Here is a 25,570-nt window from a genome sequence, read left to right on the forward strand (position 1 = left end):
TCCGCCATGCGCGCAGCCGTCATCGTATTCCCCGGATCGAACTGCGACCGGGACCTTACCGTCGCCTTTGAACAGGCCGGGTTCGCCGTTGACATGGTCTGGCACAAGGATGCCGCGCTGCCCGAAGGCGTCGACATTGTCGGCGTTCCCGGAGGCTTCTCGTATGGCGACTACCTGCGCTGCGGGGCCATCGCGGCGCAATCGCCGATCTGCAAGGCTGTGGTCGATCACACCGAGCGGGGCGGCTATGCCGTCGGTATCTGCAACGGGTTCCAGATCCTGACCGAGACCGGAATCCTGCCCGGCGCGCTGCTGCGCAATGCCGGTCTGAAATACATCTGCAAAACGGTTGGCCTGAAGGTCGAAACCAGCGACAGCGCTTTTACCCAGGGCTACAATGCAGGCGACGTGATCGGCATTCCGATTGCCCACCATGACGGAAACTATTTCGCGGATGACGCCACCCTGTCCGCGCTGAAAGATCAGGACCGTATCGCGTTCACCTATACCGAGAATCCAAACGGCTCGGTCGGGGATATCGCGGGCATCCTGTCGGCAAACCGTCGCGTTCTTGGCATGATGCCGCACCCCGAACGTGCAGCGGATGAGGGGCATGGCGGAACCGACGGGACGGCATTGTTCCGCGCATTGTCCGGCGTTCTGGCCCCGGCGTGACTTGAGGTCGCCGCTCAGCCCGCGTAACTTTCGGGAATGAGTTCAGGCCTTCACTCGATCAAGGGCAAAATGACCCGTCCATTTCGCGGCGCCCCTTTGGGGTGGCGGCTGCGTGTGGCTGTTATTCTCGTCCTTTTGACCGCCGTTGCGACGATCTGGGTGACGAACCGGTTGCTGACCGACCGGTTCACCGAGTCGACCCGCAACCGTGCTGAGCTGCGCCTTGCCCTCTATTCTGGCAACCTCCTTAGCGAATTGCGGCGCAACGCGATTGTGCCGCAGCTTCTGTCACGGGACCCGACGCTGATCTCGGCACTGCAATCCAGTGACTACCTGTTGTCCAGCCAGCGTCTGATCTCTTTCGTAGAAGAGATTGGGGCCGCGTCCTTGATGCTGATGGACGGGGATGGCGTGACGGTGGCGGCGACTGATCGTAACCGCCTTCTCGAAGGGCATCGCAATGCGCCATATTTTGTGGACGCAATCCGCTCGAACGCGACGATATTTACGGTCAGCCCGCGCGAAACCGGTGACTACAGCTTTATCTATTCCCGCAGGATTGAGGCGAATTCCGAGATCCTCGGCGTGATCGTGGTTGAGGTTGACCTACAGAAATTCGAACGCGCCTGGGCCGGGATTTCCGACGCCGTGCTTGTCCGGGACAGCACCGGTAACATCATCCTGTCGACCGAGCCGCAATGGCGGGGGCTGGACGAAAGCTCGGCCATGCTGCGGCAGACGCCGGAAAGCGCGATCCAACGCGCACTGCGGGCAACGGCCGACTGGTCTGCGTTGCCGCCGGATGGCTATCTGGAAGGTGAGGCCGTCATAAGGCTTGAGACCCGCATACCGTTCCGCGGTTGGCAAATGGCCTCGTTTACCACCTACGACTCGATCCGCGAAAAGGTGAACAGCGTGCTGGCGCTGGAAATCATGGGCTTTGCGATTCTCCTCGCGGCGGCGTTCTATCTGCTTAGCCGTCGCGCCGCTTCGCGCGTGGTTCTGTTCCAGCGCGAGTCGGCAGAGCTTCGCGCATTAAACGCAAGGCTACAGCGGGAAATCGCTGAGCGCGAACGGGTTGAAAAGACTTTGGATTTGGCGGAACAGACGCTTGCACAAAGCTCGAAATTGGCCGCCTTGGGTGAGATGTCGGCGGCGGTAAGCCACGAGCTTAATCAACCTCTGGCTGCAATGAAAACCTACCTTGCCGGGGCGCGTCTGCTGCTACGCAGAAACCGACCGGAAGAGGCCCTCGCCAGCTTTGGTCGCATTGATGGTCTTATCGAGCGGATGGGCGCGATTACCCGGCAGCTGAAGTCTTACGCGCGGAAGGGGGCAGATGCGTTTTCGCCTGTAAACCTTGGAGAAGCGCTGGCCTCTTCACTGTCGATGATGGAACCTCAACTGCGGCAGCGCCATGTGAAGATTACTCAGATCCTGCCCGAAGACCCTGTCATTGTTATGGGCGACCGGATGCGGATCGAGCAGGTGATGGTCAACCTCTTGCGCAACGCGCTGGACGCCACCAAATCTGTAGCAGAGCCGGATGTCGAGATAATCCTGGCAGCGGGCGACATGGCGGTGCTGACCGTACGCGACAACGGGTATGGTATTAAGGATATCGAGAGCCTGTTTGAGCCCTTCTACACCACCAAGCAGCCAGGTGACGGGGTCGGGCTGGGGCTTGCTATCTCGTCGGGGATCGTGAACGACCATGGCGGACGGTTAACCGCACGCAACGGCCAGAAGGGTGGCGCGGTCTTCGAGATGCAACTGCCACTGGGAAGCGACGGCCTTCAGGCCGCTGAATAATACGAGGGAATACTATGGCACAGGCCATGAAAATCGCCATTGTCGATGACGAACAGGACATGCGCCAGTCGATCAGCCAATGGCTGGCACTGTCGGGATATGACACCGAAACCTTTGCTAGCGCCGAAGACGCGCTCAAGGTTCTGGGGCCGGATTATCCTGGGATCGTGATCTCGGACATTAAAATGCCGGGTATGGATGGCATTCAATTGCTGAAAAAACTGATGGGGGCCGATAGTACACTTCCGGTGATCATGATCACCGGTCACGGCGATGTGCCGATGGCGGTTGAGGCGATGCGCGTTGGCGCGTTTGATTTCCTCGAAAAACCTTTCAACCCAGACCGCATGTCGGAACTGGCCAAACGCGCCAGCAACGCGCGGCGTCTGACGCTGGACAATCGCGCCCTGCGGCGCGAGCTATCGGGTGGTACGCAGATCATGAACAAACTGATCGGCGCCAGCCCGGTGATGGAGCGTTTGCGCGAAGATATCCTCGATCTGGGGCAGGCGGACGGCCATGTTCTGATCGACGGAGAGACGGGTACCGGCAAGACGCTTGTGGCGCACGCTCTGCACGCCGTCGGTAGTCGCGCGGGCAAGAAATTCGTCCTGGTATCTTGTGCGGCACTGGAAGAGGAAGTGCTGTCGAAGCGTCTGTTCGGCCCGATGATGCCAGAGGATGCGCAGCTTCCCGCGATTGAGGAAGCTCGCGGCGGGACTCTGGTTCTGGAAGATGTCGAGGCGTTGAGCGACACGTTGCAGGCCCGCTTGCTGAGCGTGATGAACGAGCAGGGCACCCCAGCGGAAACGCGGATCGTCGCGATCTCGAACCTGCAAGAAGCCGGCAAGACCTCCGAGGACGTTCTGCGCCCGGATCTGTTCTACCGTCTGGCCGCTCTCCGCATAACCATGCCGCCTCTGCGACAGCGAGGTGAGGATATCCTGACGCTGTTCACACGCCTTAGTGAGCAGTTCGCAGAGGAATATGGCTGCGACGCCCCTCAGGTCAGTGCGCAGGAAGCGGCGCAGCTGTTGCAGGCGCCGTGGCCCGGCAATGTGCGGCAGTTGATCAACATCGCCGAACGCGCGGTGCTGCAATCGCGGCGTGGCTCGGGGACGATTGCGTCCTTGCTGATGTCAGATCACGAGGAAATGCAGCCGGTCATGACCACCGAGGGCAAACCCCTGAAGGAATATGTTGAAGCGTTCGAGCGGATGTTGATCGACAACACCATGCGTCGCCACAAGGGCTCAATCGCGTCGGTGATGGATGAGCTTTGCCTGCCGCGCCGGACTCTGAACGAAAAGATGGCCAAATACGGTCTGCAGCGGTCTGACTATCTTTAAGAACCATGCAAGTGCTTATTCAACGCTCCGATCACTCAGGTGGTCGGGGCGTTTTTTATGGTGAAAAGGCCCGCGCTGGGTTTTTGAACGTATCTTAAAGAGATTTTAACCCGTTATAGGGGAAATCTGTTATACTGCATTCACTTATCGTTGATGCAGATTTGAATTTAGCAGTGGTGTTCCTACGTTAAACACTCAAATACGCGGGTGTTTGGTCCGCAAAAAACCGGCGATGCGCCAAATTTGGAGACGTGTATGAAGCCCCTCTCGGCCCTTATTATCGCTGCGACGATTGCGATGACCAGCCCGGCCTCGGCCGAGGACTGGACCGGGGCCTATGCCGGGTTCAGCTTTGGCTATGCGGATGCGGACGGGGCTGGTGGCGCGGGTGGCAACGATACCGTTTTCGGACCTCATGTCGGGTATGACCGCGATTTCGGTGCCTTCGTTCTGGGCGGTGAGCTGGAGTATAACCGTCTGTCCCTCAACCTTGGTCAGGATCAGGGCAGCGTCGATAGTATAACCCGGCTGAAGTTTCGCGGCGGGTATGATTTTGGCGCGGCAATGGGTTATATCGTGGTCGGCGCTGCGCGTGTTGAAACCTCGGAAGAGAATGACACGGCGGCAGTTTATGGCATAGGAATAGCTTATCCCATCGGCGACAACTTCGTCATAAGTGGCGAGGCGTTGCGGCAGGATTTTGACGATGTCACCCGCTCGGGTGGTGGGTTGGACACGAATATCTTCAATCTTCGCACAACGTTCCGGTTTTAGGCTCCTTCACTCGGCGGCTTGCTGACCTGCCATTTCGGATGCGAAGGCACAGATCGTCTTCAGAGCCGTTTCGAAACACGCGTCATCGACAGTCATGGCAACGCGGACGTGTCCTGCAGCGGCTGTACCGAAGCTCTCGCCGGGCATAACGGCAATCGCGTGTTTGTCGAGAAGGGCATTTGCAAATCCCTCACCGGACAGTCCGGTCGCACGGATATCCAACATCAGGTACATCGCGCCATCCGCAGGGACGAGGCCGATGGTATTCTGTTCGGCCAGCACCTCTAGCGCGCGGGCCCGACGACGACGGAAGGGGGCTGCAATTTCATCTTCGAGCGTTGTGCCCGCGTTCAGGGCAAAGCTTGCGGCATCCTGAATGAAGCCTGGGACGCCATAGGTGGTGTGGGTGGCGAGATTGATGAGGTGGCTGATGACCTCTTCCGGGCCAATAATCCAGCCGCAACGTGATCCGGTCATGGCATGCGATTTGGACATAGAACCGACGACCAGCGTGCGATCGGCCATACCGGGCAGAGCACGCGGAGACAGATGCGCGCCGTTCCATATCTGCGTGTCGTAGACCTCATCTGAGATCAGCCACAGCTCGCGCTTCTGGCACAGCTCAGCGATGTCCTTCAGTGTCTCGGGTGAATAAACCACTCCGGTCGGGTTGTTCGGCGTGTTGATCAGCAATGACACAGCGCCATCGGCCTTGGCCTCGATCTGTTCGGCACGCGGTTGAAAGGCATCTTCAGCCGAGGTCTGAACCGCCCGCGCCACAGCGCCGGTTCCGCGAATGGTGCCGGGATAGGTGGCGTAGTAGGGGTCAAGGAACAGCCCGACATCGCCGGGGTTGCACACAGCCATATGAGCCGCAAACAACCCCGCCTGTCCGCCCGGAGTGATCAGGACATTGTTTCGAGTGGTTGATACTCCGGTCCGGGTCTGAACCCGCGCGGCGACCGTGTCGCGCAGCAGATCGGTGCCGGGCACCATGGCGTAACCGGTGTGGCCATCGCGGGCCGATCGGTTCATCGCATCCAGAATCGAGGCATCGGTGCCGATGTCATGTTCGCCAATTGTCAGCTGCGTTACAGCGTGGCCTTCGGCGACCATGCGGCGCGCGCGATAGAACACTTCCCATCCGTCGCTGCCGCCTCCAGTGATCTGCGTGATGCGATCTGACAGTTTCATGATCTTGCCTCGGTTTGTCTTTGTGGCGACAGGGGCAGAGCGATCCGAATTTGTCAATCAGCTTCGCGCAGGAAGGGTGGCCTGAACCTTTTTCGTGAGCGATGCACGCACCAGATCGTAAGAGGCGGCAAGGCGGTAGCGCATTTCATCCTCCTCCGCGTCAAAGGGCAGGCGAACCCAGCTGCGGTGGAAATATGGGGCTTTCACACCGACACCCGCATCAATCAGCATCTGCGCGGTTTCGATATCGGGTGTTTTGACCGACACGCCATCATTGGCGGTCCCGATACAGGCGAACATCTTATCGCCGACCTTCCACGCATCATGCCCGCCGCCCCAGGGGTCCGACCATTCGGCCCCCGGCAGGTCGCGACAAATAGAGTTGACGAAATCCCGGCTCATGCGCGCAGAGTGCTGGAGAAGACGCGCGAACTCAAGCCTTGGCTTGGCGCGTGACGCATGTTATGCCCAGCGGATGGACCGGATGATCTGCACCATTATCTGCTGCATTACCTGCTGAATTCTCAAGCGGGCCGGTTTCTTTCGTTTTCATCCCTGAGACAAGTTGCTAAGCCCGCGCCAACGCGCAAGCTTTAGGAGCCCGAGTGATGACGACAATCAAGCTGCACAATACACGGACGCGGACGAAGGAAGACTTCGTTCCGATCGATTCCGACAACGTGCGGATGTATGTCTGCGGGCCCACTGTCTATGACCGGGCCCATCTGGGAAATGCTAGGCCCGTGGTGGTTTTCGATGTCCTGTACCGGTTGCTGCGCCATGTCTACGGTGCGGATCAGGTTACTTATGTACGCAATTTCACCGACGTGGATGACAAGATCAACGCCACCGCTCTGGCCCGCAAACAGGCTGGCGCCGAGGGGTCCTTGGAGCAGTTGGTGCAGGAACGATCTGATGAGACTATCGGCTGGTATCTGCATGACATGGGCGCGCTTGGGGCGTTGGAGCCGAACGCGATGCCGCGCGCGACCGAGTATATCGCGCAGATGATCGAAATGATCGAGGGGCTGATCGCGAAGGGCCATGCCTACGCCGCGGAAGGTCATGTGCTGTTTGCTGTCGATAGCTGGAAATCGGGGTATGGCAAGCTTTCCGGTCGCTCGGTCGATGACATGATTGCCGGAGCGCGAGTTGAGGTTGCGCCTTACAAAAAGAACCCGATGGATTTTGTGCTGTGGAAGCCCTCGACCGATGAGCTTCCGGGGTGGGATTCGCCTTGGGGTCGGGGCCGTCCGGGGTGGCATATCGAATGCTCGGCCATGAGCTACGAACTGCTTGGGGCAAGTTTTGACATTCACGGCGGCGGTAATGATCTGATGTTCCCGCACCATGAAAACGAGATCGCTCAGAGCTGCTGCGCCCATCCAGAGGGTGAGTTTGCGCGTGTCTGGTTGCACAACGAGATGCTGCAGGTCGAAGGCAAAAAGATGTCCAAGTCTCTAGGCAATTTCTTCACCGTGCATGATTTGCTGGAACAGGGTGTCCCCGGTGAGGTGATCCGCTTTGTTTTCCTGCAGACCCATTATCGCAAACCGATGGACTGGACCGAGAAGAAGGCACGTGAAGCTGAAGCCACCTTGCGAAAGTGGCGGGCGCTGACAGCGGGCATAGAGCCCGCAGCCAGCGCGGCCCCCTCGGTCATTGAGGCGCTGGCGGATGACCTGAACACGGCGGGTGCCATCGCCGAACTGCACCGTTTGGCTGCGGAAGGAGATGCGGCTGCTCTGCTGGCCAGCGCGCGGGTTCTCGGGCTTTTGGGCGACGATATGGGCGCTTGGGCCGAAGCGGCGGATCTGAGCACTTTCGCTGCCCGGTTGGCTGAAGCACGGGCCGAAGCGATGCAAAGCAAGGACTTCTCGGAAGTGGACCGTTTGAAATCCGCTTTTGTTGCCGCAGGTCTGGAAGTGCGCATGAGCAAAGAAGGCGTTGAACTGGTTCCGGCTGCGGGATTTGATGCGTCGAAACTGGAAGATGTTTGAAGGAAATCCGCGCGCCACGTGGAAAGATCGACTACTCTGGGCCAGCGGGAGCAAGCCATGACCAAGGAACGCCTCTATCTTTATGACACGACCCTGCGTGACGGGCAGCAGACGCAGGGTGTGCAGTTCTCGACGGCGGAGAAAGCTCAGATCGCGCAAGCTTTGGACACGCTGGGGGTGGACTATATCGAAGGTGGTTGGCCCGGTGCAAACCCCACGGACAGCGCGTTTTTCGAGGTCGCTCCGAAGACCTCGGCCCGGTTGACGGCTTTTGGCATGACCAAGCGCTCTGGTCGGTCGGCCGAGAACGATGAAGTGCTGGCCGCCGTTATGAATGCCGGGACGCAGGCCGTCTGTCTGGTGGGCAAATCGCATGACTACCACGTGACCCATGCGCTTGGCATTTCGCTGGAGGAGAATCTCGAGAACGTCCGCGCCTCGGTCGCGTATCTTGTGGCGCAGGGGCGTGAGGCGCTGTTCGATGCCGAGCATTTCTTTGACGGCTACAAAGACAACCCGGCCTATGCGACCGAGGTCTGCCGGGCCGCTTTGGATGCGGGCGCGCGTTGGGTAGTGTTGTGTGACACGAATGGTGGCGCTTTGCCATCCGAGGTCGGGCGCATTGTGTCCGAGTTGATCTCCGCAGGTCTGCCGGGGGATCGGCTGGGTATTCACACCCACAACGACACCGAAAACGCCGTCGCGTGTTCACTGGCGGCTGTCGATGCGGGCGCGCGCCAGATTCAGGGCACTCTGAACGGTTTGGGAGAGCGATGTGGCAATGCCAACCTGACCGCTCTGATCCCGACATTGCTGTTGAAGGAACCCTATGCCTCGGGGTTCGAGATCGGTGTGAACCCGAACGCGCTGGCCGGTTTGACGCGGGTGAGCAGGATGTTGGACGATATCCTGAACCGGGTGCCGAGCAAGCAAGCGGCTTACGTAGGGGCCTCGGCTTTTGCGCACAAGGCGGGGCTTCATGCGAGTGCGATTCTCAAGGACCCATCGACCTACGAACATATCGACCCGGCGACGGTAGGGAACACGCGGATCATCCCGATGTCGAACCAGGCCGGGCAATCGAACCTGCTCAAACGGCTGACCGACGCAGGCCTGATGGTTGAAAAGGGCGATCCCGCCCTTGGCCGTATCCTCGACCGGATCAAACAGCGCGAGGCTGAGGGGTATTCCTACGACACCGCTCAGGCGAGTTTTGAGCTGCTGGCGCGTGATGAGCTGGGGCAGATGCCCGAGTTCTTTGAGGTCAAGCGCTACAAGGTCACCGTTGAACGCCGCAAGAACAAATACAACAAAATGGTCAGCCTGTCCGAGGCCGTGGTTGTGGTGAAAGTGGACGGTGAAAAGAAGCTCTCGGTCAGTGAATCGGTGGATGATCAAGGCAGCGACCGAGGGCCGGTGAACGCGCTCTCCAAGGCGCTGGCTAAGGACCTGGGGCAGTATTCGCAGGTGCTGTCGGATATGCGTCTGGTCGATTTCAAGGTGCGGATCACCCAAGGCGGGACCGAGGCAGTCACGCGCGTCATCATCGACAGCGAAGACGGGCAGGGGCGGCATTGGTCGACCGTAGGTGTAAGTGCCAACATAGTTGACGCCTCGTTCGAGGCGCTGCTGGAGGCGATCCAGTGGAAACTAGTCCGCGATAGTGGGCATCGGAAAGCGGCGGCCGAGTGACTGCCGTCTTTGACGACGACGTAAAGGCTTGCGCGGCCCTTGTACAAAAGGCCGATCCGGACCGGTTTCTTGCCACCATGGCGTCCCCCGTCGAAGCGCGGGCCGTTCTGTTTCCGATCTATGCGCTGAATGCCGAAATCGCGCGCGCACCGTGGGTTACGCAAGAGGCGATGATTGCCGAAATGCGCCTGCAATGGTGGCGCGATGCGCTGCAGGAGATTTCCGAAGGGCAACAGGTGCGGCGGCATGAGGTGGTGACCCCTCTGTCCAGGGTGTTGTCGCCACATCTGGCCGGTTTGCTGGATGAATATGTGGCTGTCAGGCGGTGGGATATCTATCGAGATCCGTTTGAAGATACCGCGCATTTCGAGAATTACATCGACCAAAGCGCGGGCACGCTATTGCTGGTCGCGGCCCAATCCCTCGGGGCTGCGGATGAGGGCGTTTTACGCGATTTCGGCTACGCAGTCGGCGTCGCAAATTGGTTTCGGGCCATTCCGGAACTGGAGACCCGAGGGCGGATTCCCTTGCTTGACGGCACTGAAGACGGAGTACGCGCGTTGGCGGACACTGCGCTGAGGCGGTTGAAATCGGCGCGCAGCAGGCGATCTGAGGTATCCAGCGCCGCTCGCCCGGCGCTCTATGCCGGATGGCAGGCCGAGTGGATTTTGCGGAAGGTTCTGGCCAATCCCGCACGGGTCGCGTGCGGGGATCTGGCGCAGGGGGAACTCGGGCGCAGGATCTCTCTGATGTGGACGGCCAGCACTGGCCGTTGGTGATCAGGCGGTGTCCGGCTCGGCCGGGCGCATGACCAGCCACAACAGTGCGCCTCCTGCCAATGTGAGCAGGGGAACCATGGCAAGGTTCACTGCCGTCCATCCCTCGACCGGGGACCCACCCGAACAGTTCATCAACCCGCCCGAGGCCAGTGAGGCAAAGGTCACGCCGCCAAACAACAGAAGGTCGTTCATGCCCTGCATCCGGCCACGCTCGCTGACGTCATGAGAATCGGCCAGCATCGAAGTCGCACCAATGAAGCCGAAGTTCCAGCCGATCCCAAGCAGGATCAGCGCGATGAAAAAGTTGCCAAGCTCTACCCCTTGGAGGGCGACAACGCCTGCGGCGCCGAGAATGGCAAGGCCGAGCGCTACGATCTTTTCAACGCCGAAACGGGCGATCAGGTGGCCGGTGAAAAAGCTGGGGATATACATGGCAAGCACGTGGCCGGTCACTACATCTGCGGCATCATTGGCCGTGTATCCGCACCCGACCACAGCCAGAGGGGTCGAGGTCATCACGAGGTTCATCAGCGCGTAGGACACCATGGCGCAAATAATGGCGACGGCGATCCGAGGGGTCTTCAACATCTCGATCCGCGACCGGCCTTTGGGGCTGTCTTCGCTCGCGCGTGGCGGCGTGGGGATGTCGAGAAATAAGAACAACGCCGACCCAACGACATTGATTCCGATCACAGCCAGATAAGTGCCCAAGAACGGAATGACATAGGCCGTCGATGTCAACTTGACGATCTGCGGGCCAATAATGGCAGCCGCCAGCCCGCCCGCCATCACGTAAGAAATAGCCTTGGGCCGAAACGCGTCCGATGCCGTATCCGCCGCCGCAAAACGGTAAAATCCGTGCGCGCTCATGTAGATGCCGGTCAACAGGCTGCCGATCAGGAAGACCGGGAAAGAGCCCAGATACAGACCATATGCACCGATCAAACCGCCAAGTGCACCGGCGGTTGTTCCGACCAGAAACCCGGCGCGGCGGCCCCAGCGTTGCATGATCGCAGAGATAGGCGTGGCCGCCAGCATCGATCCCAAAACGATCAGCGAAATGGGCAGCGTCGCAAGGCAGGCGTTTGTGGCCAGCGATTGCCCGGCCAGCCCTCCGACAATGAACATCATCGGCATTTGCGCACCCAGAACAGCTTGTGCTGCCACAAGGACTGCAACGTTGCGCTTGGCCTGATAGTCGTTCGGGGTCTCTGAAATCACAGTCATGACGCCATGCGTATCGGCGATCTGCGGCTTGCACAAGCGGGTTGCATACGCGGCAAAGCGCCCTAACGTGCAAGTGACTAAGAACACCGGAGCGCACATGTCCGTCGGACGCATCATCGAAACCAACGCCTGTGTGTCCGAAGGGGCCGAGTGGCTGGCCCAATCTTGTCCACGTATGGCCTATGCGATGGAACAGACGGGGCCGCTGCCTCTGCGTCGTAAACCGGATGGTTTTGCGCAGTTGTTGAGCGCAATCGTCAGTCAGCAGGTCAGCGTGGCCTCGGCCAATGCGATCTGGAAACGGATGCAGGGCGCGAAATTGACCGGCCCGCGCAAGATCATGTGGGCGACAGATGAGGATTTGCGGGCCGTCGGGCTAAGCCGACAGAAGATCCGCTATGCCCGTGCTCTGGCCGAAGCCCGTATTGATTACAAGGCGTTACGGGACGCGCCTGATGCAGAGGTCATCTCGACCCTGACCGAGGTGTCCGGCATCGGTGTCTGGACCGCCGAGATTTACGCCATGTTCTCGCTGGGCCGCGCCGATGTGATTGCTCCGGGTGATCTGGCCCTGCAAGAGGCGGCGCGGGTTCTCTACGTCTTACCCAAACGTCCAACGGACAAAGAGCTGCGGCAGATGGCCGAGGCATGGTCGCCATGGCGGTCGGTTGCGGCGCGGGTTTTGTGGGCCTATTACCGGGTGGCCAAGCAAAGAGAAGGGATCAGATGACACGGGTTTTGAACGCGCTCAGGAAAGAGCCGGTTTCGGGCGACACACGCTCGGTCGTGGTGTTCGTACACGGCTATGGGGCGAACGGGGCCGATCTGTTGGGCCTTGCCGACCCATTGGGCGAGCATTTGCCCGATACGCTGTTCGTCGCCCCCGATGCGCCGGAACAGATCCCCGGAATGCCAAACGGGTTTCAATGGTTCCCAATCCCGTGGATCGACGGCTCGTCAGAGGAAGAAGCGCGACGCGGCATGGAGATGGCAAGCGACGACTTCAACGCCTTCCTCGACGCGCTGATGGTGGACGAAGACGTACTGCCCGAGCAGGTCGTATTGTTCGGGTTCAGTCAGGGCACGATGATGAGCCTGTACGTCGCCCCGCGCCGTGAGGACCCTGTGGCTGGGATCGTCGCGTTCTCGGGCCGTTTGCTGGAACCTGATTTGTTGCCTGACGAAACCGTCAGCCGGATGCCGATCCTGCTGGTCCATGGGGATGCGGATGACGTGGTGCCTCCGCAATCCCTGCCCGAGGCGGCCGAGGCCCTGCAAGCGGCGGATTTCAAAGAGGTCTACGCCCATGTCATGAAAGGCACCGGCCACGGCATCGCGCCTGATGGCCTGAGCGTTGCGCTGGCCTTCATGCGCGACAAGCTGAGCCTCTAGGCGTGATTGCGGTTCGCCCCATGATGCCCGAGGATGTGGCCGACGCCTGCCGCATCCTCAACGATATCATCGCCGCAGGTGGGACAACCGCACATGAAATTCCGTTTTCGGAGGCGTTGTTCACACAGAGCTATCTGACCGGGGCCGACATGATTTGCTGCCATGTCGCTTTGGACGACCAAGGCGCGGTGGCCGGATTTCAGTGGTTGGGTACTCATGATGCATTGCCTGAGGATTGTGCGGATATCGCCACCTTCACACGGCGCGATCCTCCGTTGCGCGGCGCAGGGCGTACATTGTTTCAAGAAACCTCGAAAACTGCGGCGGCCTTGGGGCTCAAGGCGATCAATGCCACCATACGCGCTGACAATTCGCCGGGCCTTAGCTACTACGGAAAAATGGGGTTCGTAGACTATTCTGTGGACTATGGCCGCCCATTACGGGACGGAACACCGGTCAATCGAATTTCGAAACGCTTTCATCTTGGAAAGGGCAGCGCATGTTGATTGTCACTGGAACCGTCGAAGTCTCGGCCGATCATGTGGAAAAGGCGGCCGAGGCTGCAAAGTTGATGGTCGCAGAAACGGTGAAAGAGCCAGGCTGCCTGATCTATGAGTTCAGCCAGGTTCTCGGCCATGCGAACCTCTTCCGGGTTTATGAAGAATGGCAGGATCAGACCGCGTTAGAGGGGCATTTTGCCACCCCACATATGGCGACGTTCCAAGCCATATTGGCTGAAGTCGGTGTGATCTCAAGCGAGATCTATCGCGTTGTGGGTGGGGAAAAGCAGCCCTTGCGCTGACGGTTTCAGGCCCAAAGGTGCCCTTCGGCAAATTCAACTGAGTTGCCAGAAGGATCGCGCACATAGAGGGATCGCGCGCCGTTTGGCCAATCGAACTCGGCATCCAGGGAGATGTTCCAATCCAGCAGATGCTTTCGCATTGCAGCCATCTCATCCCGCGTCAGGACGAGGCACACATGCCCCGGCCCAAGCGCGCCGTGCGGAGGGACAGGCAGGTCCGGGTCTAGCGGCGGCTGCTGGGTCTTTTCAGGATTGAATATCAGCAGAACAGAGGCTCCGACCCGATAAAACACGTGGCGGTCCTCAATGCGCTGTATCTTTTCCAGCCCCAGAACCTCACCGTAGAACCGTTCGGCGGCGTCCAGATCATGGACATATAGCGCCGCTTCCAAGATGGCAGAGGGGGCCGGTATCTCGGGTGTCACCTTCATGCGGTTCAGTTTAGCCCGGCCCGTGTGGTCTGTCACCGTCGGGGGCGTCGATCCCGTTTGCGCTGAGCCGTGGCCTGTATCTGCGGCATCGGCAGGCTGTCCCATTTGCCCGTCTCTAGCCCTTCAAGCGTCCAGTCTCCGATGCGACAGCGGATCAGGCGCAGGGTCGGCAGACCAACCGCCGCTGTCATCCGGCGCACCTGCCGGTTTTTACCCTCGCGAATAGTCAATTCAATCCAGCTGTCCGGCACGGTCTTGCGTTCGCGGATCGGAGGGGTGCGAGGCCAGAGGTCTTCGGGCTCGTCAATTTCCCGCACCTTGGCGGGGCGGGTCAGGCCATCCTTCAACTCGACCCCATCGCGCAGAGCCTTGAGGGCCGCCATATCCGGCTCGCCTTCGACCTGCACCCAATAGGTTTTGGCCATCTTGTGTTTCGGGTCTGATATCTGCGCCTGCAGCTTGCCATTGTCGGTCAACAACATCAGCCCTTCGCTGTCACGGTCCAACCGACCGGCGGGATAGACGCCGGGCAGATCGATGAAATCCGACAGGGTGCTGCGCGGCGACTCGGCGTTTGCGCGGTCGGTGAACTGCGGCAGCACGTCAAAGGGTTTGTTGAATCGAATGAACCAGCTCATAACTCCGCCATAGCCTGCAAAACACGCTGTGTGCAACCTGTGGATAACTGTCATCTGTCTGTTACGGATTCGGCTTACCCAGTCTGCGACATATTGTGGAAACTCAGGGCTTGTCAGAGTTTTAACACGATATATAGTTATCTTAAGGCCGGGGCGGGTGCTCCCCGCTCTGGTGTCACAAACGGGCAGCTGAGAGCGAGGAGCGATTCTGTGATGGACGGAGACTTCAGGACCGATTTTGTAAGAGAACCGGGTATGCTCAAACAGCATCCGGCCTTGGTTTTGAATGCCGATTACCGCCCTTTATCCTACTACCCCTTGTCTCTGTGGCCGTGGCAGGAGGCGGTCAAGGCGGCCTGGTTGGACAGGGTCGACATCGTGGCTGAATATGACGAAGTGGTCCGCAGCCCGAGTACCGAGATCCGAATACCGTCGGTGGTTGTCCTCAAAGACTATGTAAAACCCAGAAAGCGCGTGGCCTTCACGCGCTTTAATTTATTTCTTAGGGATGAATTCCGCTGCCAGTATTGCGGAAGCCGGGACAACCTGACCTTTGACCACGTTGTGCCGCGTGCCGCCGGAGGGGTGACGAGCTGGCAGAACGTGGTTGCCGCGTGCAGCCCATGTAACCTGCGCAAAGGTTCCAAGTCGCTGCGTCAGGCAGGCATGAGCCTGCGCAAACCACCGCGTCAGCCCGATGCGGAGGCCTTGCGCAATATTGGACGGAAATTCCCGCCGAACCACCTGCATGACAGCTGGATCGACTTCCTCTATTGGGACGCGGAACTGGACGAGGCTTAAGCCTTCGCCCGCCACGCGGCCAGCCAGAGCAGAACAAGAACCGCAGAAAGGGCTGCGTTCCAACCGGCCATCGACAGGCCGAACATGTCCCACGGAATCTCATCGCAGCGCACCAGCGGAGCGGCCATGATCTGGTTCATCAGCTCTTCTGCCGACAACCCTCCGATGTCGCCGGAGGTGCAGGTTGAGGGGCCTTCCCACCATCCTTGCTCGACACCCGCGTGGAAAAAGCCAATTCCGGCTGTGATCATCGCGGCCAAGGCTCCGATCAGCGGCAGCGGGTTGAGTTTTGGCAGCACCAAGGCCAGAGCGCCGATCACGACTGCAGCAACATGGGGATAGCGTTGCCAAATGCACATTTTGCAGGGGGCGAGACCGCCAAGATACTGAAACCCCCATGCACCCAACAACAGGGCCGCCGACCCTCCGGCTGCCAGGATCACGTAAGTTGATCGTTTTGTCATAGATATTTAACCGCCAGAAACCCACCAAACAGCAGGATGATGAACAGGGTGAACATAAGCCCGAGGCGCTTTTCGATGAAATCCCGGATTGGCTCTCCGAACTTCCACAGCAGGCCTGCCACAAGGAAGAACCGCAACGCGCGCGCCAGAATCGAGGTCGCAATGAAGGTACCCAGCGGCATGCCGGTCCAGCCGGACATGATGGTGATCACCTTGTAGGGGAAGGGGGTCACACCGGCGGCCAGCACGGCCCAGAAGCCGAAATCGTTGAAGCGGGTGTTGAACTCTTCCATCGCGTCTGCCTTGCCCATGGATTCGAGAATGGGTTGTCCGATGCTTTCATAGGCAAAGGCGCCAATCGCATAGCCCAGCATACCGCCCAGAACCGAGGCCACCAGGGCCACGCCTGCAATCAGCCACGCCTTCGAGGGGCGCGCCAGAATCATCGGGATCATCAGGACATCGGGTGGGATTGGAAAGAATGAGCTTTCGATAAAAGCCACGACTGCAAGAGCCCATAGGGCATGAGGGTGCTCGGCCAACCGAATGGTCCAGTCGTACAGGGATCGCAGCATCACACTCTCACAGTCGCGTCTCAGGTCGTGACAGGCAAACCACGGGCGTGCGGAAGGGTCAACTGCCGCGCGGCCAACAATCGACGGGGCAGTGTGTTTTTGCCTCTGGACCTTCCCAGTCAGGGACGCTAATCCAATGTCCGTGGCCCAAGTGGCGGAATGGTAGACGCAGGGGATTCAAAATCCCCCGGTAGTGATACCGTGCCGGTTCGAGTCCGGCCTTGGGTACCAAAGTAAAAACAGAGAGTTAGGGGAACCTGTTCTCTGTTTTTTCTTTTTCAGGTGATGTCTTGCTACGCATGTGCACCCTTATTGGGCATTTAACCCGCGATCCTCTGAATAAAATGCGTTTTACCTCGCTACGGGTCAAATGGCTCAGAAACCGCCGCTCGAAGGGGAAAGATTTGAAAACAACCTCATATCTGATGCGTGGGCCGTTCTGTTGAAGGGCTGGCCTTGACTTTCAGCGTATCTGAATGAAACCTCGGACCTGTTGGGAGATATCGGAAAATCTATACAGCTGGCCCTGTTGCAATGCGGATTGATCTGACCTATCGGCACAATCCCCAATGCGGGTCCCGGAAGGGAGGCGTCAGCCTTTTCCCGCCCAAGTCATAATAATGGGAGTTCTTAAATGAAAAACAGCAGCAAGCTTAGCCTCGGCGCGTTTGTGACCGCTGCAATGATGGCACCTGCCGCCTATGCGGAAGAGTTCATCACCATCGGTACAGGTGGCGTAACCGGCGTGTACTATCCCACCGGTGGTGCGATCTGCCGTCTGGTCAACAAAGGCCGCAAGGAACACGGCGTACGTTGCTCGGTCGAATCGACCGGCGGCTCGGTCTACAACATCAACACCATCCGCGAGGGTGAGCTGGAGTTTGGTGTGGCCCAGTCCGACTGGCAGTACCACGCATATAACGGCACATCGAAATTCGAAGAGGCTGGCCCCTTCGAAAACCTGCGCGCCGTGTTCTCGGTACACCCCGAGCCCTTCACCGTTGTGGCCCGTGCAGATTCCGGCATTGCCAGCTTTGAAGACCTAAAAGGCAAGCGCGTAAACATCGGCAACCCAGGTTCCGGTCAGCGCGGCACTATGGACGTTGTTTTGGAAGCCATGGGCTGGACTCTGGACGACTTCGAACTGGCATCTGAGCTTAAAGCGGCCGAGCAGTCGGCTGCTCTGTGCGACAACCAGATCGACGCGATGATCTACACTGTTGGTCACCCGTCGGGTTCGATCCAGGAAGCGACCACCGCATGTGATTCCGTTCTGGTGAACGTCACTGGCGACGCGATTGACGGCCTCATCGACGGCAACTCGTACTACCGTACCGCGACCATTCCGGGTGGCATGTACCGTGGCTCAGATGGTGACACCACCACATTTGGTGTGGGCGCGACCTTCGTAACTTCGGCAGATGTGTCGGAAGATGCTGTGTATGCAGTTGTCAGCTCGGTCTTCGAGAACTTCGACGACTTCAAAAAGCTGCACCCTGCATTTGCAAACCTGAAGCCGGAAGAGATGATCGCGGACGGCCTGTCAGCTCCGCTGCATCCGGGTGCTGAAAAGTACTACAAAGAAAAAGGCTGGGTTCAGTAAACCAGACCTGAAGCAGGGTGCCCAAGGGCGCCCTGCAACCCAAGCCCGGATCGAACGGGCAAAAATAAGGCCAAAAAGGCCACATGACGGGGAGACATTTATATGAGTTCCGACACGCAATCCAACCGACCGCTATCCGAAGAAGAGCTGCAGGAGCTTGTTGCCTCCTCCGATGCCGGCGGTCGTAACCCGGTCGGTAGTGTCGGGATCTTTCTGGCGATTGTCGCCGCGCTTTGGTCGGTGTTTCAGGTCGTTTTGGCCTCGCCAGTATCAAACGTCGTTTTGCCTGGCAGCGTGGTCAACAACTCGCGCCAGATCCACCTGGCCTTTGCGATGTTCTTGGCTTTTGCGGCCTATCCGGCGCTGAAATCCAGCCCTCGGAACTATATCCCCGTGCAGGACTGGATTATGGGGCTGCTGGGCGCGTTTGTGGCGCTCTACGGCTACTTTTTCTACGACAAGATCGTGAATGCAGGCGGTCTGGCGGACGACACCGATAAATGGGTCGCGCTGGGTGGGTTGCTGCTGCTGTTTGAGGCCGCGCGTCGTGCGCTAGGCCCGGCCATGGCGATCATCGCGACGATCTTCCTTGCCTATGTCTTCTTTGGCTCGTCCGAATGGGTACCTGAGGTGATCCGCTGGAAAGGCGCGAGCCTGAAAAAGGCCATGAGCCACATGTGGATTACGTCCGAAGGCGTGTTCGGCATCGCGCTTGGAGTCTCAACGAAATTCGTCTTCCTGTTCGTGCTGTTCGGCGCCTTGCTCGACAAGGCCGGGGCAGGGAATTACTTTATCAAGATGGCCTTCGGCGCCCTCGGCCACCTGCGCGGTGGCCCGGCCAAGGCGGCCGTTGTGGGGTCTGCGGCGACCGGTCTGATCTCTGGCTCGTCGATTGCAAACGTTGTGACTACCGGTACTTTCACCATTCCGCTAATGAAGCGCGTCGGTTTCTCAAGCGAACAAGCGGGCTCGGTCGAGGTTGCCTCATCGGTGAACGGCCAGATCATGCCGCCCGTCATGGGGGCCGCGGCCTTCCTGATGGTGGAGTATGTGGGTATTTCCTACGTTGAGGTCATCACTCATGCCTTCCTGCCGGCTGCGATCTCTTACATCGCGCTGGTCTATATCGTGCATCTGGAAGCCGTGAAGCGGAACATGCCGACGCTGGGCAACCGTGAGGTTCACCTCGCGCGGACCGTGGTTGGAATGCTGTCCTTCTTCATCGTCTTTGCTGGCCTATGCTATGGCTCGCAATACCCTGTCGAGGCGGTCACCAGCATGGTGCCAACTGCCGCTGGCATGGTGCTGAGCCTGATCGTCTGTGCGGTCTATGTGGCGCTGCTGTATCTGGCTGCGCAGGTCCCCGACCTTGAGCCGGATGATCCAAATGCCAAAGAGGTGGAACTGCCCGTCATCGCGGACATCTACAAAGCCGGTTTGCACTATCTGCTGCCGATCATCGTGCTGGTCTACTTCCTGATGATCGAGCAGAAATCGCCCGGTCTGTCCGCCTTCTGGGCAACGGCGCTGCTGTTCGTGATCCTGCTGACGCAGAAGCCGCTCAAGGCGATGTTCCGGGGCGAGAGCGAGGTCTACAACCGCTTCATCGACGGAGTTGCAGATCTGTGGCAAGGCTTGATCGACGGCGCTCGCAACATGATCGGGATCGCACTGGCCACGGCCACGGCGGGCGTGATCGTTGGCACCGTGACGCTGACCGGTGTGGGCCAGGTGATGGCCGATCTGGTCGAGTTCCTGTCGGGCGGCAACCTGATCCTGATGCTGGTGATGGTTGGTATCCTCAGCCTGATTCTTGGCATGGGCCTGCCGACAACGGCGAACTACATTGTGGTGAGCTCGCTGATGGCCGGAGTGGTTGTTGAACTTGGTGCGCAGAGCGGGCTGATCGTGCCGCTGATCGCCGTACATCTGTTCGTGTTCTACTTCGGGATCATGGCGGATGTGACGCCTCCGGTCGGGTTGGCGAGCTTTGCGGCTGCGGCCGTGTCTGGTGGTGATGCGATCCGCACGGGCTTCACGGCCTTCTTCTACAGCCTGCGGACCGTTGCGCTACCGTTTGTGTTCATCTTCAACACAGACCTGCTGCTGATCGACGTGACATGGGTCGAAGGGATTACCGTCGCCATATTCGCTACGATTGCGATTTTGGTCTTCACGGCGGGTACCATGGGTTATTTCCTGACTCACAACCGCATCTACGAAAGCGTTGCTCTGATCGCGGTGGCTTTTGCCCTGTTCCGGCCAGACTTCTTCATGGACCGGATATCGCCACCCTTTAGCTCGGTCGAGCCAGCCGCCTTCGTGGAAACCATCGGAGAAACGCCTCCGGGCACCGAGGTCCGCGTTGTTGTCAGTGGTCCCGACTTCGACACGCTCGAGATGACCGACACCACCGTTGTCGTGACTGTCGGCGATGAAGAGGGCGGTGCCGCGCGCGTTGACGCCATGGGCCTGCTGCTGATGGAAGAGGACGGTCTGGTCAAGCTCGAAGAGCCGCTGTTCGGGTCGCCCGTCGCGGATGAGCTGGGCATTTTCGACTATTACGGCGATGACGCGGTGCGTCTTAGCTCGGTCAGCCTGCCGTCAGGTCAGCCTCCGAAGCAGCTGATCTATATCCCGGCGATGCTCTTGTTGGGCCTGATCGCCTTCCTGCAACGCGGCCGGGCCGCCAGACAAGAAGAGGTGGCGGCATGACACAATCGGTTCTCTGCGCCGTAGACATCAGCAATGGTGATCTGGACAGCCCTGTGCTGAAGAAAGCGGTCGCACTGGCAGATATGGACGGCGCGCAGTTGGATGTGGTGACCGTTCTGCCGGACTACGGTGAAAGCTGGGTCTCGGGGTTCTTCGAGGCCGACCATCACGAAAAGGCGTTGGAACAGGCACAGGCTGAGTTGACCGAGCTGTGCGTGGCGACCTTGGGTGCTGAGCGTAATGCCTCCGTCCGACATGTCGTCGCCACCGGGACCGCCTATCAGGAGATATTGAAAACGGCGGAAAGTGCAGGGTCGGACCTGATCGTAATCGGGGCGCACAAGCCGGACCTGAAAGACTATCTTCTGGGGCCGAATGCCGCCCGTGTGGTACGGCATGCGAACGTCTCGGTCTACGTTGTGCGGTAGATCAGTATCCGGTCATCTCCAGATAGCCGCGCCCGGCGTGGCTGCCTGAGACGGTGACCGGGCCTTCCCAGTACTCAAATCGCGTTCCCATCCACGCATCGGGGATCAGGGCTGCGACCTCAACGTCCAGTTCATGGTCGGGCAGTGAGACGTTCCAGCGTATCGGCACGTCGCGCCCCGCAACCGGCGTCGTTTCCAGCGGCGTGAACGCGGCGGACCCGTCGGGCAACGCCCGCGTAGTGCCATCCGCATTGATCCAGGTGGCGGCCGTATAGTCCTGACGATCGCCGCGCAGGCGAAAACCCATCAGCTTCTCGCCGGTGTCGAAGCTGAGCGAGAACCAATCCCAACCACTCTGGTCCTCGGCCAGCGGTTGCGAGGACCACTCACGATCCAACCACGCCTGACCGGTGACCGTGACGTCCCGGTCCGGCAGGTGTAATGTGCCCTCGACTGTGTAGAACGGTTGCGAGTAGTAGTAGCTCGCCTGTCCGTCGGCGGATTTTATCGAATAGCCATCGTCCCCATGAAAGACCAACGGCCCTTGGGCTTTTAGCGCAAGGGCATAGCCAAAATCTGCGCCATTGGCCGTCAGGGACAGAGTATCAAAGTCAGGTCCACTCATCCGCCATTCGTCAATCCACGCCGCGAATGGTTCGGCGATGACACCGGCTTGACCTACGCCACCGCGCGACAGGCGTTCCGCAAAGAAATGGCGTTCGGGCGTGGTGACGGCCGCATGGCCCATCCAGATCTGAGGGCTCTGCCAGCCTTCGGTTTCAAAGGGTTTCAGGGCTGATCGGAACAAGGTCCATTGAATGCCATAGTCCTTCCCGTCGTCGCCTTTCAGATTAGCCGTCAAATACCACCATTCGATCCGATACGCGGGATGAGGGCCATGATCTGCGGGGAATTCGAACATGTAGCCGCGCTGAGGGACTTCGAATCCTTCGGCGGAACCGCCAAGCCCTGCATACCCCTGAGCCAAGGCACCGAGGGGAAAAAGAAGCAACAGGGTTATAAAAATGGCCTTAGCGTTCATTGGCAAATACTCTCAGCAAGTCGGCGGGTGGCAGCCGTAGCAGACGCAGGGCGGGCAGGGCGGCCGCGGCCAGCGCGGCAACGAGGGTCAGCAGGAAGAGAACCAGCCAGTCCCATGGGAAGACATACATGGGCAGCCGCCAGCCGAAGGCCTCGACATTGATTACGGCCAGCAGCACCCAGGCGAGGATCAACCCGAGTGGCAGCGCAAGGCAAGCCGTCATCGCGGCCAGAATGGCACTGCGCGACAGCTCCAGCCGTGCCAATTGTGCTCGGTCTAGTCCAAGCGCCCAAACCGGAGCGATCTGGGGCAGACGCTGCGTCCAGAGCGTCAGGAGGCTGGTGAGGATGGCAAACCCGGCAACCCCAAGCGTCAGGACATTGAGGGCCGAGGTCACCACAAATGTCTTCTCAAAAATCGCGCGGGATTGGGCCTTCATCGCGGCTTGTTGAACAACGGTTTGAGGCGCAAGATCGAACCGCTCGCGCAGGGTCTGCGCCAATTCGGTTGCGCGGTTTGGGTCGAGACGAATGCCGAACCGGCGCGCCTCTTGTCCCGGTGCGATCAAGTCCAGTTGCTCCATCGAAACGATCGCTTGTCCGGTCGGGTTGCCATAGTCCGAGTAAACCCCTGCGACTGGCAGTTGGTGGTTCGGACCAAGCCGCAGCACGTGACCGGGCCAGAGGTCCGCGCGTCGCGCAAGCTGTTCGTTGATCAACACTGCATCCCCCGACATGACCCGATCCCAACTATCATCTGCGCGCGCGATCAGGGGCCAATACTGGCGGTAGGTCGGGTCGTCGACCACGCCATACAGGAACAACGGCCCGGTTTCATGCGCCAGTTCTACGTTGCGAATGGGGAGGATTGCGGTGACTTGCGGCTCTAGCCACTGGGTGATCTCACGCCCTTGTTGGTCGCTTTCAGCCGTCAGGTATAGCTCGGAGGTCAATCGTTGATCCAGCCAGCCGACAAAGGTGAGGCGGAAGCTGGAGACCATGGTTCCCACGCCGATATTCGCCGCCAAGGCCAGCAGCAGCGCCATCAGAGCGAGCGACAGACCGGGCAGTTGCGCGCGCATGTCGGCCCAGACCCACTGTGCAACCGGGCCGCGGGCGCGACGGGCGCAGAGGTTGAGTGCAATGGACAGGCAAAGTGGTAACAGCAAGGCTGCACCGGTCAACAGACCGGCCAAGAGTGTGAAACCGCCGAGGAGGCCTCCGACCGTGGTGTAGGCGAGGCCCCCGAAGACAAGCAGCGCCAAGCCGCAGTAGGCCGCCAGCCGTTGGCCTTGCCCGCTGCCGCGCCAAGCCTGCACGCCTGGACCCGCCAACAGTGGCATGCGTGACAGGCGCCAAAGGGTTTGCGCGCTGGCGATCAGGGTGCCTCCGAGCGCCATTCCTAGTCCGGCCAACGCCCATGCGGGTTGGAGCGTCAATTGCCCGGTAACAGGTGCGCCATAGAGACCGCGCAATGTGGCGGCCACATCTGGCAAAAGTGCTCCGGCGAGGAAGAATCCCAGGATCAGGCCGATGATGCCTCCGATCAGGGCCAGCAGGGTAAGTTCAGCCAGGATCAACCACACCAGCCGACGCATCGAGACACCAAGCGCGCGCAGTGTTCGGATCATGCCGCGACGCTGCGCAAAGGCCAAACCGACCGTGCCGTTGACGATAAACAGCCCCACGGCAAAGGACAGCATTCCAAACGCCGTCAGGTTCAGGTGGAAACTGTCGGTCAGCTGCGCGGTATCGACTTGTGAGGCGGGGTTGACCCGCTCCAACTCGGGTGCGATTTCCGAAAGTGGAGGAACCGAGCGGGGCTGGTTCGGCAGAACCACAAGGCGAGAGATCTGGCCGGGCGCCTCGAGCAAGGTTTCGGCAACTCCAATGTCGGTCAGTATGACATCGGGTGGAAGTTCGGTTGTGATCAGGACCTGCGGCAGATCGTCTTGTGCCTGCAATAGGGTGGCCAACTCAGCCGAGGCCAGCAAGCGACCTGGCGCCGTCAGGATATCAGCGGGATCTGTTTCGGCCTCAGCCTCGGTGATCGCAGGGAGGGCCGGATAGGCGACCATGTCGACGCCTAACACGCGCAGCGTTCGGCCGTGGATGCGATAGGGCCCCTCGAGCACCGCTGCGACCTGCCAACCGGCGCGGCGCAGGTCGGCATAGCGGGCCAAAGGGATCCCGCCCGAAGGATCGCGCAGCTCATCAAACTGGCCGAGGGCAAGCTGCGCATTGGCACGGGCGTAGCTGGCGCGGGCCTCAGCATTGATCGCCTGAACCGCCGACCAAAGCCCGGTTGCTAACGCGATCCCAATTAGAAGCGTTGCAAGCTGCAACCAATGGCTTCGCCAATGAGATAACAGCGCCTGTATTATGGCAGCCGTCATTGAATACGCCCGCCTGCCAGATGAACTCTGCGATCCAGTTGGCCTGCGATATCTTGCGAATGCGTCACCAATAGCAGCGCGGCACCTGACTCAGTCACGATGGACAGCATCAGATCCAGAACGGCCGCACTGGCGGTTTCATCCAGATTTCCCGTTGGCTCATCCGCGAGCAGTAGGTTGGGTCTGACGGCCATCGCGCGCCCTATGGCGACGCGTTGTTGTTGACCGCCGGACAGTCGCTCAGGGAAGCGGGACAGAAGATCACTTAGGCCGAGGCGATCAGCTAGATGAACCTCCCATTCGGGGTCGTGGCACTCAGCCAACCGCGCGTGGAAGGACAGGTTCTGGGCGACCGTCAGCGATGGGATCAGGTTGAACTGCTGAAATACCAGCGAGACGTGTTTCCGTCGTAGCCCGGCGCGCCCGGCATCATCCAGATGTGACAGAGCAATACCGTCCAGCGTGATCTCTCCGGCATCAAAATGATCCAGCGCAGCCGAAAGGTTCAGCAGGGTGGATTTGCCACTGCCGCTTTCACCGGTTAGCGCCAAGGTTTGGCCGTGGTCCAGCGACAGCGATACATCCTGCAGCACAGGCCGTCCACCGGGATAGGTCTTGTGAACATGTTCAATCGACAACAGCATGATCCGCCTCGCTTTTCGTCCTAGATGTGCAACTGTTTGACCCGCTGTCCAGTGCCGACTGGGTCTTGATACCTGACATCGGCCTGTGCCCTTGTGCTTGCGGGCCGCAAAGGTCATGCTGAGACGACCTTACCGCAG

The 25,570-nt window shown here is 59.6% G+C and carries 25 protein-coding genes and 1 tRNA gene; 16 read left to right on the forward strand and 10 right to left on the reverse strand.

Annotation, left to right across the window (positions count from 1 at the left end; all coding sequences use genetic code 11):
- Window positions 1-6: 6 nt before the first annotated feature.
- The 4 genes from purQ (at window position 7) to ACR0I8_RS00390 (ending at window position 4,610) form a co-directional block, all read left to right on the forward strand.
- On the forward strand, window positions 7-675 hold the full coding sequence (gene purQ / locus ACR0I8_RS00375; protein WP_170688611.1) for a phosphoribosylformylglycinamidine synthase subunit PurQ: 669 nt from the start codon (window positions 7-9) through the stop codon (window positions 673-675).
- A 69-nt stretch (window positions 676-744) separates the two neighbouring features.
- Entirely contained in the window at window positions 745-2,487 is a 1,743-nt protein-coding gene (locus ACR0I8_RS00380) for a sensor histidine kinase (RefSeq protein ID WP_170373630.1), read from the forward strand.
- Between the two features lie 14 nt (window positions 2,488-2,501).
- Complete coding sequence (locus ACR0I8_RS00385) at window positions 2,502-3,836, forward strand: sigma-54-dependent transcriptional regulator (protein WP_170373631.1); 1,335 nt, start codon at window positions 2,502-2,504, stop codon at window positions 3,834-3,836.
- Window positions 3,837-4,091: 255 nt separating this feature from the next.
- On the forward strand, window positions 4,092-4,610 hold the full coding sequence (locus ACR0I8_RS00390; RefSeq protein ID WP_170688612.1) for an outer membrane beta-barrel protein: 519 nt from the start codon (window positions 4,092-4,094) through the stop codon (window positions 4,608-4,610).
- 6 nt (window positions 4,611-4,616) lie between these two features.
- Here ACR0I8_RS00390 and ACR0I8_RS00395 read toward each other — a convergent pair whose 3' ends face one another.
- Together ACR0I8_RS00395 and ACR0I8_RS00400 are read right to left on the reverse strand one after the other, a co-directional pair.
- Window positions 4,617-5,804 (reverse strand): pyridoxal phosphate-dependent aminotransferase, encoded by a 1,188-nt coding sequence (locus ACR0I8_RS00395; RefSeq protein ID WP_170688613.1) that lies wholly within the window; start codon window positions 5,802-5,804, stop codon window positions 4,617-4,619.
- Between the two features lie 57 nt (window positions 5,805-5,861).
- On the reverse strand, window positions 5,862-6,206 hold the full coding sequence (locus tag ACR0I8_RS00400) for an MmcQ/YjbR family DNA-binding protein (RefSeq protein ID WP_170688614.1): 345 nt from the start codon (window positions 6,204-6,206) through the stop codon (window positions 5,862-5,864).
- 206 nt (window positions 6,207-6,412) lie between these two features.
- Here ACR0I8_RS00400 and cysS point away from each other — a divergent pair, with 206 nt between their 5' ends.
- From cysS to ACR0I8_RS00415, 3 genes are read left to right on the forward strand one after another with little or no spacing between them, the layout of a single operon-like run.
- Complete coding sequence (cysS, locus tag ACR0I8_RS00405; RefSeq protein ID WP_170688615.1) at window positions 6,413-7,804, forward strand: cysteine--tRNA ligase; 1,392 nt, start codon at window positions 6,413-6,415, stop codon at window positions 7,802-7,804.
- A 57-nt stretch (window positions 7,805-7,861) separates the two neighbouring features.
- Complete coding sequence (cimA, locus tag ACR0I8_RS00410; protein WP_170688616.1) at window positions 7,862-9,496, forward strand: citramalate synthase; 1,635 nt, start codon at window positions 7,862-7,864, stop codon at window positions 9,494-9,496.
- A complete protein-coding gene (locus ACR0I8_RS00415; RefSeq protein ID WP_170688617.1) occupies window positions 9,493-10,275 on the forward strand; it encodes a squalene/phytoene synthase family protein in 783 nt (260 codons plus the stop codon). The genes cimA and ACR0I8_RS00415 overlap by 4 nt, the downstream gene beginning before the upstream one ends.
- Here ACR0I8_RS00415 and ACR0I8_RS00420 read toward each other — a convergent pair whose 3' ends face one another.
- The gene (locus ACR0I8_RS00420; RefSeq protein WP_170688618.1) at window positions 10,276-11,502 is read right to left on the reverse strand and encodes an MFS transporter; all 1,227 of its coding nucleotides are present in this window, start codon (window positions 11,500-11,502) and stop codon (window positions 10,276-10,278) included.
- Between the two features lie 97 nt (window positions 11,503-11,599).
- Between ACR0I8_RS00420 and ACR0I8_RS00425 the strand changes: the two genes are divergently transcribed.
- Genes ACR0I8_RS00425 through ACR0I8_RS00440 form a run of 4 tightly spaced genes read left to right on the forward strand, consistent with a single transcriptional unit; the run spans window position 11,600 to window position 13,696 of the window.
- Window positions 11,600-12,232, forward strand: coding sequence for a DNA glycosylase family protein (locus ACR0I8_RS00425; RefSeq protein ID WP_170688619.1), 633 nt, complete (start codon window positions 11,600-11,602; stop codon window positions 12,230-12,232).
- Window positions 12,229-12,894, forward strand: a complete 666-nt coding sequence (locus ACR0I8_RS00430; RefSeq protein WP_170688620.1) for an alpha/beta fold hydrolase — start codon at window positions 12,229-12,231, stop codon at window positions 12,892-12,894. Before ACR0I8_RS00425 ends, ACR0I8_RS00430 begins: the two co-directional genes overlap by 4 nt.
- Window positions 12,895-12,896: 2 nt before the next feature.
- Window positions 12,897-13,400, forward strand: coding sequence for an N-acetyltransferase family protein (locus ACR0I8_RS00435; protein ID WP_480702615.1), 504 nt, complete (start codon window positions 12,897-12,899; stop codon window positions 13,398-13,400).
- Complete coding sequence (locus tag ACR0I8_RS00440; protein ID WP_170548885.1) at window positions 13,394-13,696, forward strand: putative quinol monooxygenase; 303 nt, start codon at window positions 13,394-13,396, stop codon at window positions 13,694-13,696. The genes ACR0I8_RS00435 and ACR0I8_RS00440 overlap by 7 nt, the downstream gene beginning before the upstream one ends.
- 5 nt (window positions 13,697-13,701) lie before the next feature.
- Here the strand turns inward: ACR0I8_RS00440 and ACR0I8_RS00445 are convergent, their stop codons facing one another.
- Window positions 13,702-14,127, reverse strand: coding sequence for a VOC family protein (locus tag ACR0I8_RS00445; protein WP_170688975.1), 426 nt, complete (start codon window positions 14,125-14,127; stop codon window positions 13,702-13,704).
- Between the two features lie 32 nt (window positions 14,128-14,159).
- Window positions 14,160-14,765 carry an rRNA large subunit pseudouridine synthase E gene (locus ACR0I8_RS00450; RefSeq protein ID WP_170548882.1) on the reverse strand — a complete coding sequence of 202 codons (606 nt, stop codon included), beginning with the start codon at window positions 14,763-14,765 and terminating at the stop codon, window positions 14,160-14,162.
- A 213-nt stretch (window positions 14,766-14,978) separates the two neighbouring features.
- Here ACR0I8_RS00450 and ACR0I8_RS00455 point away from each other — a divergent pair, with 213 nt between their 5' ends.
- Complete coding sequence (locus tag ACR0I8_RS00455) at window positions 14,979-15,566, forward strand: HNH endonuclease (RefSeq protein WP_170373643.1); 588 nt, start codon at window positions 14,979-14,981, stop codon at window positions 15,564-15,566.
- On the opposite strand, the gene ACR0I8_RS00460 is transcribed toward ACR0I8_RS00455, so the two are convergent.
- A complete protein-coding gene (locus tag ACR0I8_RS00460) occupies window positions 15,563-16,030 on the reverse strand; it encodes a disulfide bond formation protein B (RefSeq protein ID WP_170688621.1) in 468 nt (155 codons plus the stop codon). The two genes, ACR0I8_RS00455 and ACR0I8_RS00460, sit on opposite strands and share 4 nt — an antisense overlap.
- Entirely contained in the window at window positions 16,027-16,605 is a 579-nt protein-coding gene (locus ACR0I8_RS00465; RefSeq protein ID WP_170373645.1) for a YqaA family protein, read from the reverse strand. Before ACR0I8_RS00465 ends, ACR0I8_RS00460 begins: the two co-directional genes overlap by 4 nt.
- Before the next feature lie 145 nt (window positions 16,606-16,750).
- Here ACR0I8_RS00465 and ACR0I8_RS00470 point away from each other — a divergent pair.
- The 4 genes from ACR0I8_RS00470 (at window position 16,751) to ACR0I8_RS00485 (ending at window position 21,351) form a co-directional block, all read left to right on the forward strand.
- A tRNA-Leu gene (locus tag ACR0I8_RS00470) sits at window positions 16,751-16,836 on the forward strand.
- 403 nt (window positions 16,837-17,239) lie between these two features.
- Window positions 17,240-18,208 (forward strand): TAXI family TRAP transporter solute-binding subunit, encoded by a 969-nt coding sequence (locus tag ACR0I8_RS00475; protein WP_170373646.1) that lies wholly within the window; start codon window positions 17,240-17,242, stop codon window positions 18,206-18,208.
- A 102-nt stretch (window positions 18,209-18,310) separates the two neighbouring features.
- Entirely contained in the window at window positions 18,311-20,923 is a 2,613-nt protein-coding gene (locus tag ACR0I8_RS00480; RefSeq protein ID WP_170688622.1) for a TRAP transporter permease, read from the forward strand.
- The gene (locus tag ACR0I8_RS00485; RefSeq protein ID WP_170467050.1) at window positions 20,920-21,351 is read left to right on the forward strand and encodes a universal stress protein; all 432 of its coding nucleotides are present in this window, start codon (window positions 20,920-20,922) and stop codon (window positions 21,349-21,351) included. The genes ACR0I8_RS00480 and ACR0I8_RS00485 overlap by 4 nt, the downstream gene beginning before the upstream one ends.
- A gap of 1 nt (window position 21,352) precedes the next feature.
- Here the strand turns inward: ACR0I8_RS00485 and ACR0I8_RS00490 are convergent, their stop codons facing one another.
- Genes ACR0I8_RS00490 through ACR0I8_RS00500 form a run of 3 tightly spaced genes read right to left on the reverse strand, consistent with a single transcriptional unit; the run spans window position 21,353 to window position 25,432 of the window.
- Entirely contained in the window at window positions 21,353-22,393 is a 1,041-nt protein-coding gene (locus tag ACR0I8_RS00490; protein ID WP_170467048.1) for a lipocalin-like domain-containing protein, read from the reverse strand.
- Window positions 22,383-24,788, reverse strand: a complete 2,406-nt coding sequence (locus tag ACR0I8_RS00495; protein ID WP_170688623.1) for an FtsX-like permease family protein — start codon at window positions 24,786-24,788, stop codon at window positions 22,383-22,385. Before ACR0I8_RS00495 ends, ACR0I8_RS00490 begins: the two co-directional genes overlap by 11 nt.
- Window positions 24,785-25,432, reverse strand: a complete 648-nt coding sequence (locus ACR0I8_RS00500) for an ABC transporter ATP-binding protein (RefSeq protein ID WP_170688624.1) — start codon at window positions 25,430-25,432, stop codon at window positions 24,785-24,787. The genes ACR0I8_RS00495 and ACR0I8_RS00500 overlap by 4 nt, the downstream gene beginning before the upstream one ends.
- Between the last annotated feature and the right edge of the window lie 138 nt (window positions 25,433-25,570).

This window comes from Ruegeria sp. BG9 (assembly GCF_056538305.1).

Bases quoted from the DNA above. Each gene is read 5' to 3' on its own strand.
- ACR0I8_RS00395 (WP_170688613.1), bottom strand. From the start codon at position 5,804: ATGAAACTGTCAGATCGCATCACGCAGATCACTGGAGGCGGCAGCGAC.
- ACR0I8_RS00400 (WP_170688614.1), bottom strand. From the start codon at position 6,206: ATGAGCCGGGATTTCGTCAACTCTATTTGTCGCGACCTGCCGGGGGCC.
- ACR0I8_RS00380 (WP_170373630.1), top strand. From the start codon at position 745: ATGACCCGTCCATTTCGCGGCGCCCCTTTGGGGTGGCGGCTGCGTGTG.
- ACR0I8_RS00460 (WP_170688621.1), bottom strand. From the start codon at position 16,030: ATGACAAAACGATCAACTTACGTGATCCTGGCAGCCGGAGGGTCGGCG.
- ACR0I8_RS00440 (WP_170548885.1), top strand. From the start codon at position 13,394: ATGTTGATTGTCACTGGAACCGTCGAAGTCTCGGCCGATCATGTGGAA.
- cysS (WP_170688615.1), top strand. From the start codon at position 6,413: ATGACGACAATCAAGCTGCACAATACACGGACGCGGACGAAGGAAGAC.
- ACR0I8_RS00430 (WP_170688620.1), top strand. From the start codon at position 12,229: ATGACACGGGTTTTGAACGCGCTCAGGAAAGAGCCGGTTTCGGGCGAC.
- purQ (WP_170688611.1), top strand. From the start codon at position 7: ATGCGCGCAGCCGTCATCGTATTCCCCGGATCGAACTGCGACCGGGAC.
- cimA (WP_170688616.1), top strand. From the start codon at position 7,862: ATGACCAAGGAACGCCTCTATCTTTATGACACGACCCTGCGTGACGGG.
- ACR0I8_RS00450 (WP_170548882.1), bottom strand. From the start codon at position 14,765: ATGAGCTGGTTCATTCGATTCAACAAACCCTTTGACGTGCTGCCGCAG.
- ACR0I8_RS00480 (WP_170688622.1), top strand. From the start codon at position 18,311: ATGAGTTCCGACACGCAATCCAACCGACCGCTATCCGAAGAAGAGCTG.
- ACR0I8_RS00465 (WP_170373645.1), bottom strand. From the start codon at position 16,605: ATGCTGCGATCCCTGTACGACTGGACCATTCGGTTGGCCGAGCACCCT.
- ACR0I8_RS00425 (WP_170688619.1), top strand. From the start codon at position 11,600: ATGTCCGTCGGACGCATCATCGAAACCAACGCCTGTGTGTCCGAAGGG.
- ACR0I8_RS00455 (WP_170373643.1), top strand. From the start codon at position 14,979: ATGGACGGAGACTTCAGGACCGATTTTGTAAGAGAACCGGGTATGCTC.
- ACR0I8_RS00420 (WP_170688618.1), bottom strand. From the start codon at position 11,502: ATGACTGTGATTTCAGAGACCCCGAACGACTATCAGGCCAAGCGCAAC.
- ACR0I8_RS00445 (WP_170688975.1), bottom strand. From the start codon at position 14,127: ATGAAGGTGACACCCGAGATACCGGCCCCCTCTGCCATCTTGGAAGCG.
- ACR0I8_RS00475 (WP_170373646.1), top strand. From the start codon at position 17,240: ATGAAAAACAGCAGCAAGCTTAGCCTCGGCGCGTTTGTGACCGCTGCA.
- ACR0I8_RS00495 (WP_170688623.1), bottom strand. From the start codon at position 24,788: ATGACGGCTGCCATAATACAGGCGCTGTTATCTCATTGGCGAAGCCAT.
- ACR0I8_RS00490 (WP_170467048.1), bottom strand. From the start codon at position 22,393: ATGAACGCTAAGGCCATTTTTATAACCCTGTTGCTTCTTTTTCCCCTC.
- ACR0I8_RS00500 (WP_170688624.1), bottom strand. From the start codon at position 25,432: ATGCTGTTGTCGATTGAACATGTTCACAAGACCTATCCCGGTGGACGG.
- ACR0I8_RS00485 (WP_170467050.1), top strand. From the start codon at position 20,920: ATGACACAATCGGTTCTCTGCGCCGTAGACATCAGCAATGGTGATCTG.
- ACR0I8_RS00390 (WP_170688612.1), top strand. From the start codon at position 4,092: ATGAAGCCCCTCTCGGCCCTTATTATCGCTGCGACGATTGCGATGACC.
- ACR0I8_RS00385 (WP_170373631.1), top strand. From the start codon at position 2,502: ATGGCACAGGCCATGAAAATCGCCATTGTCGATGACGAACAGGACATG.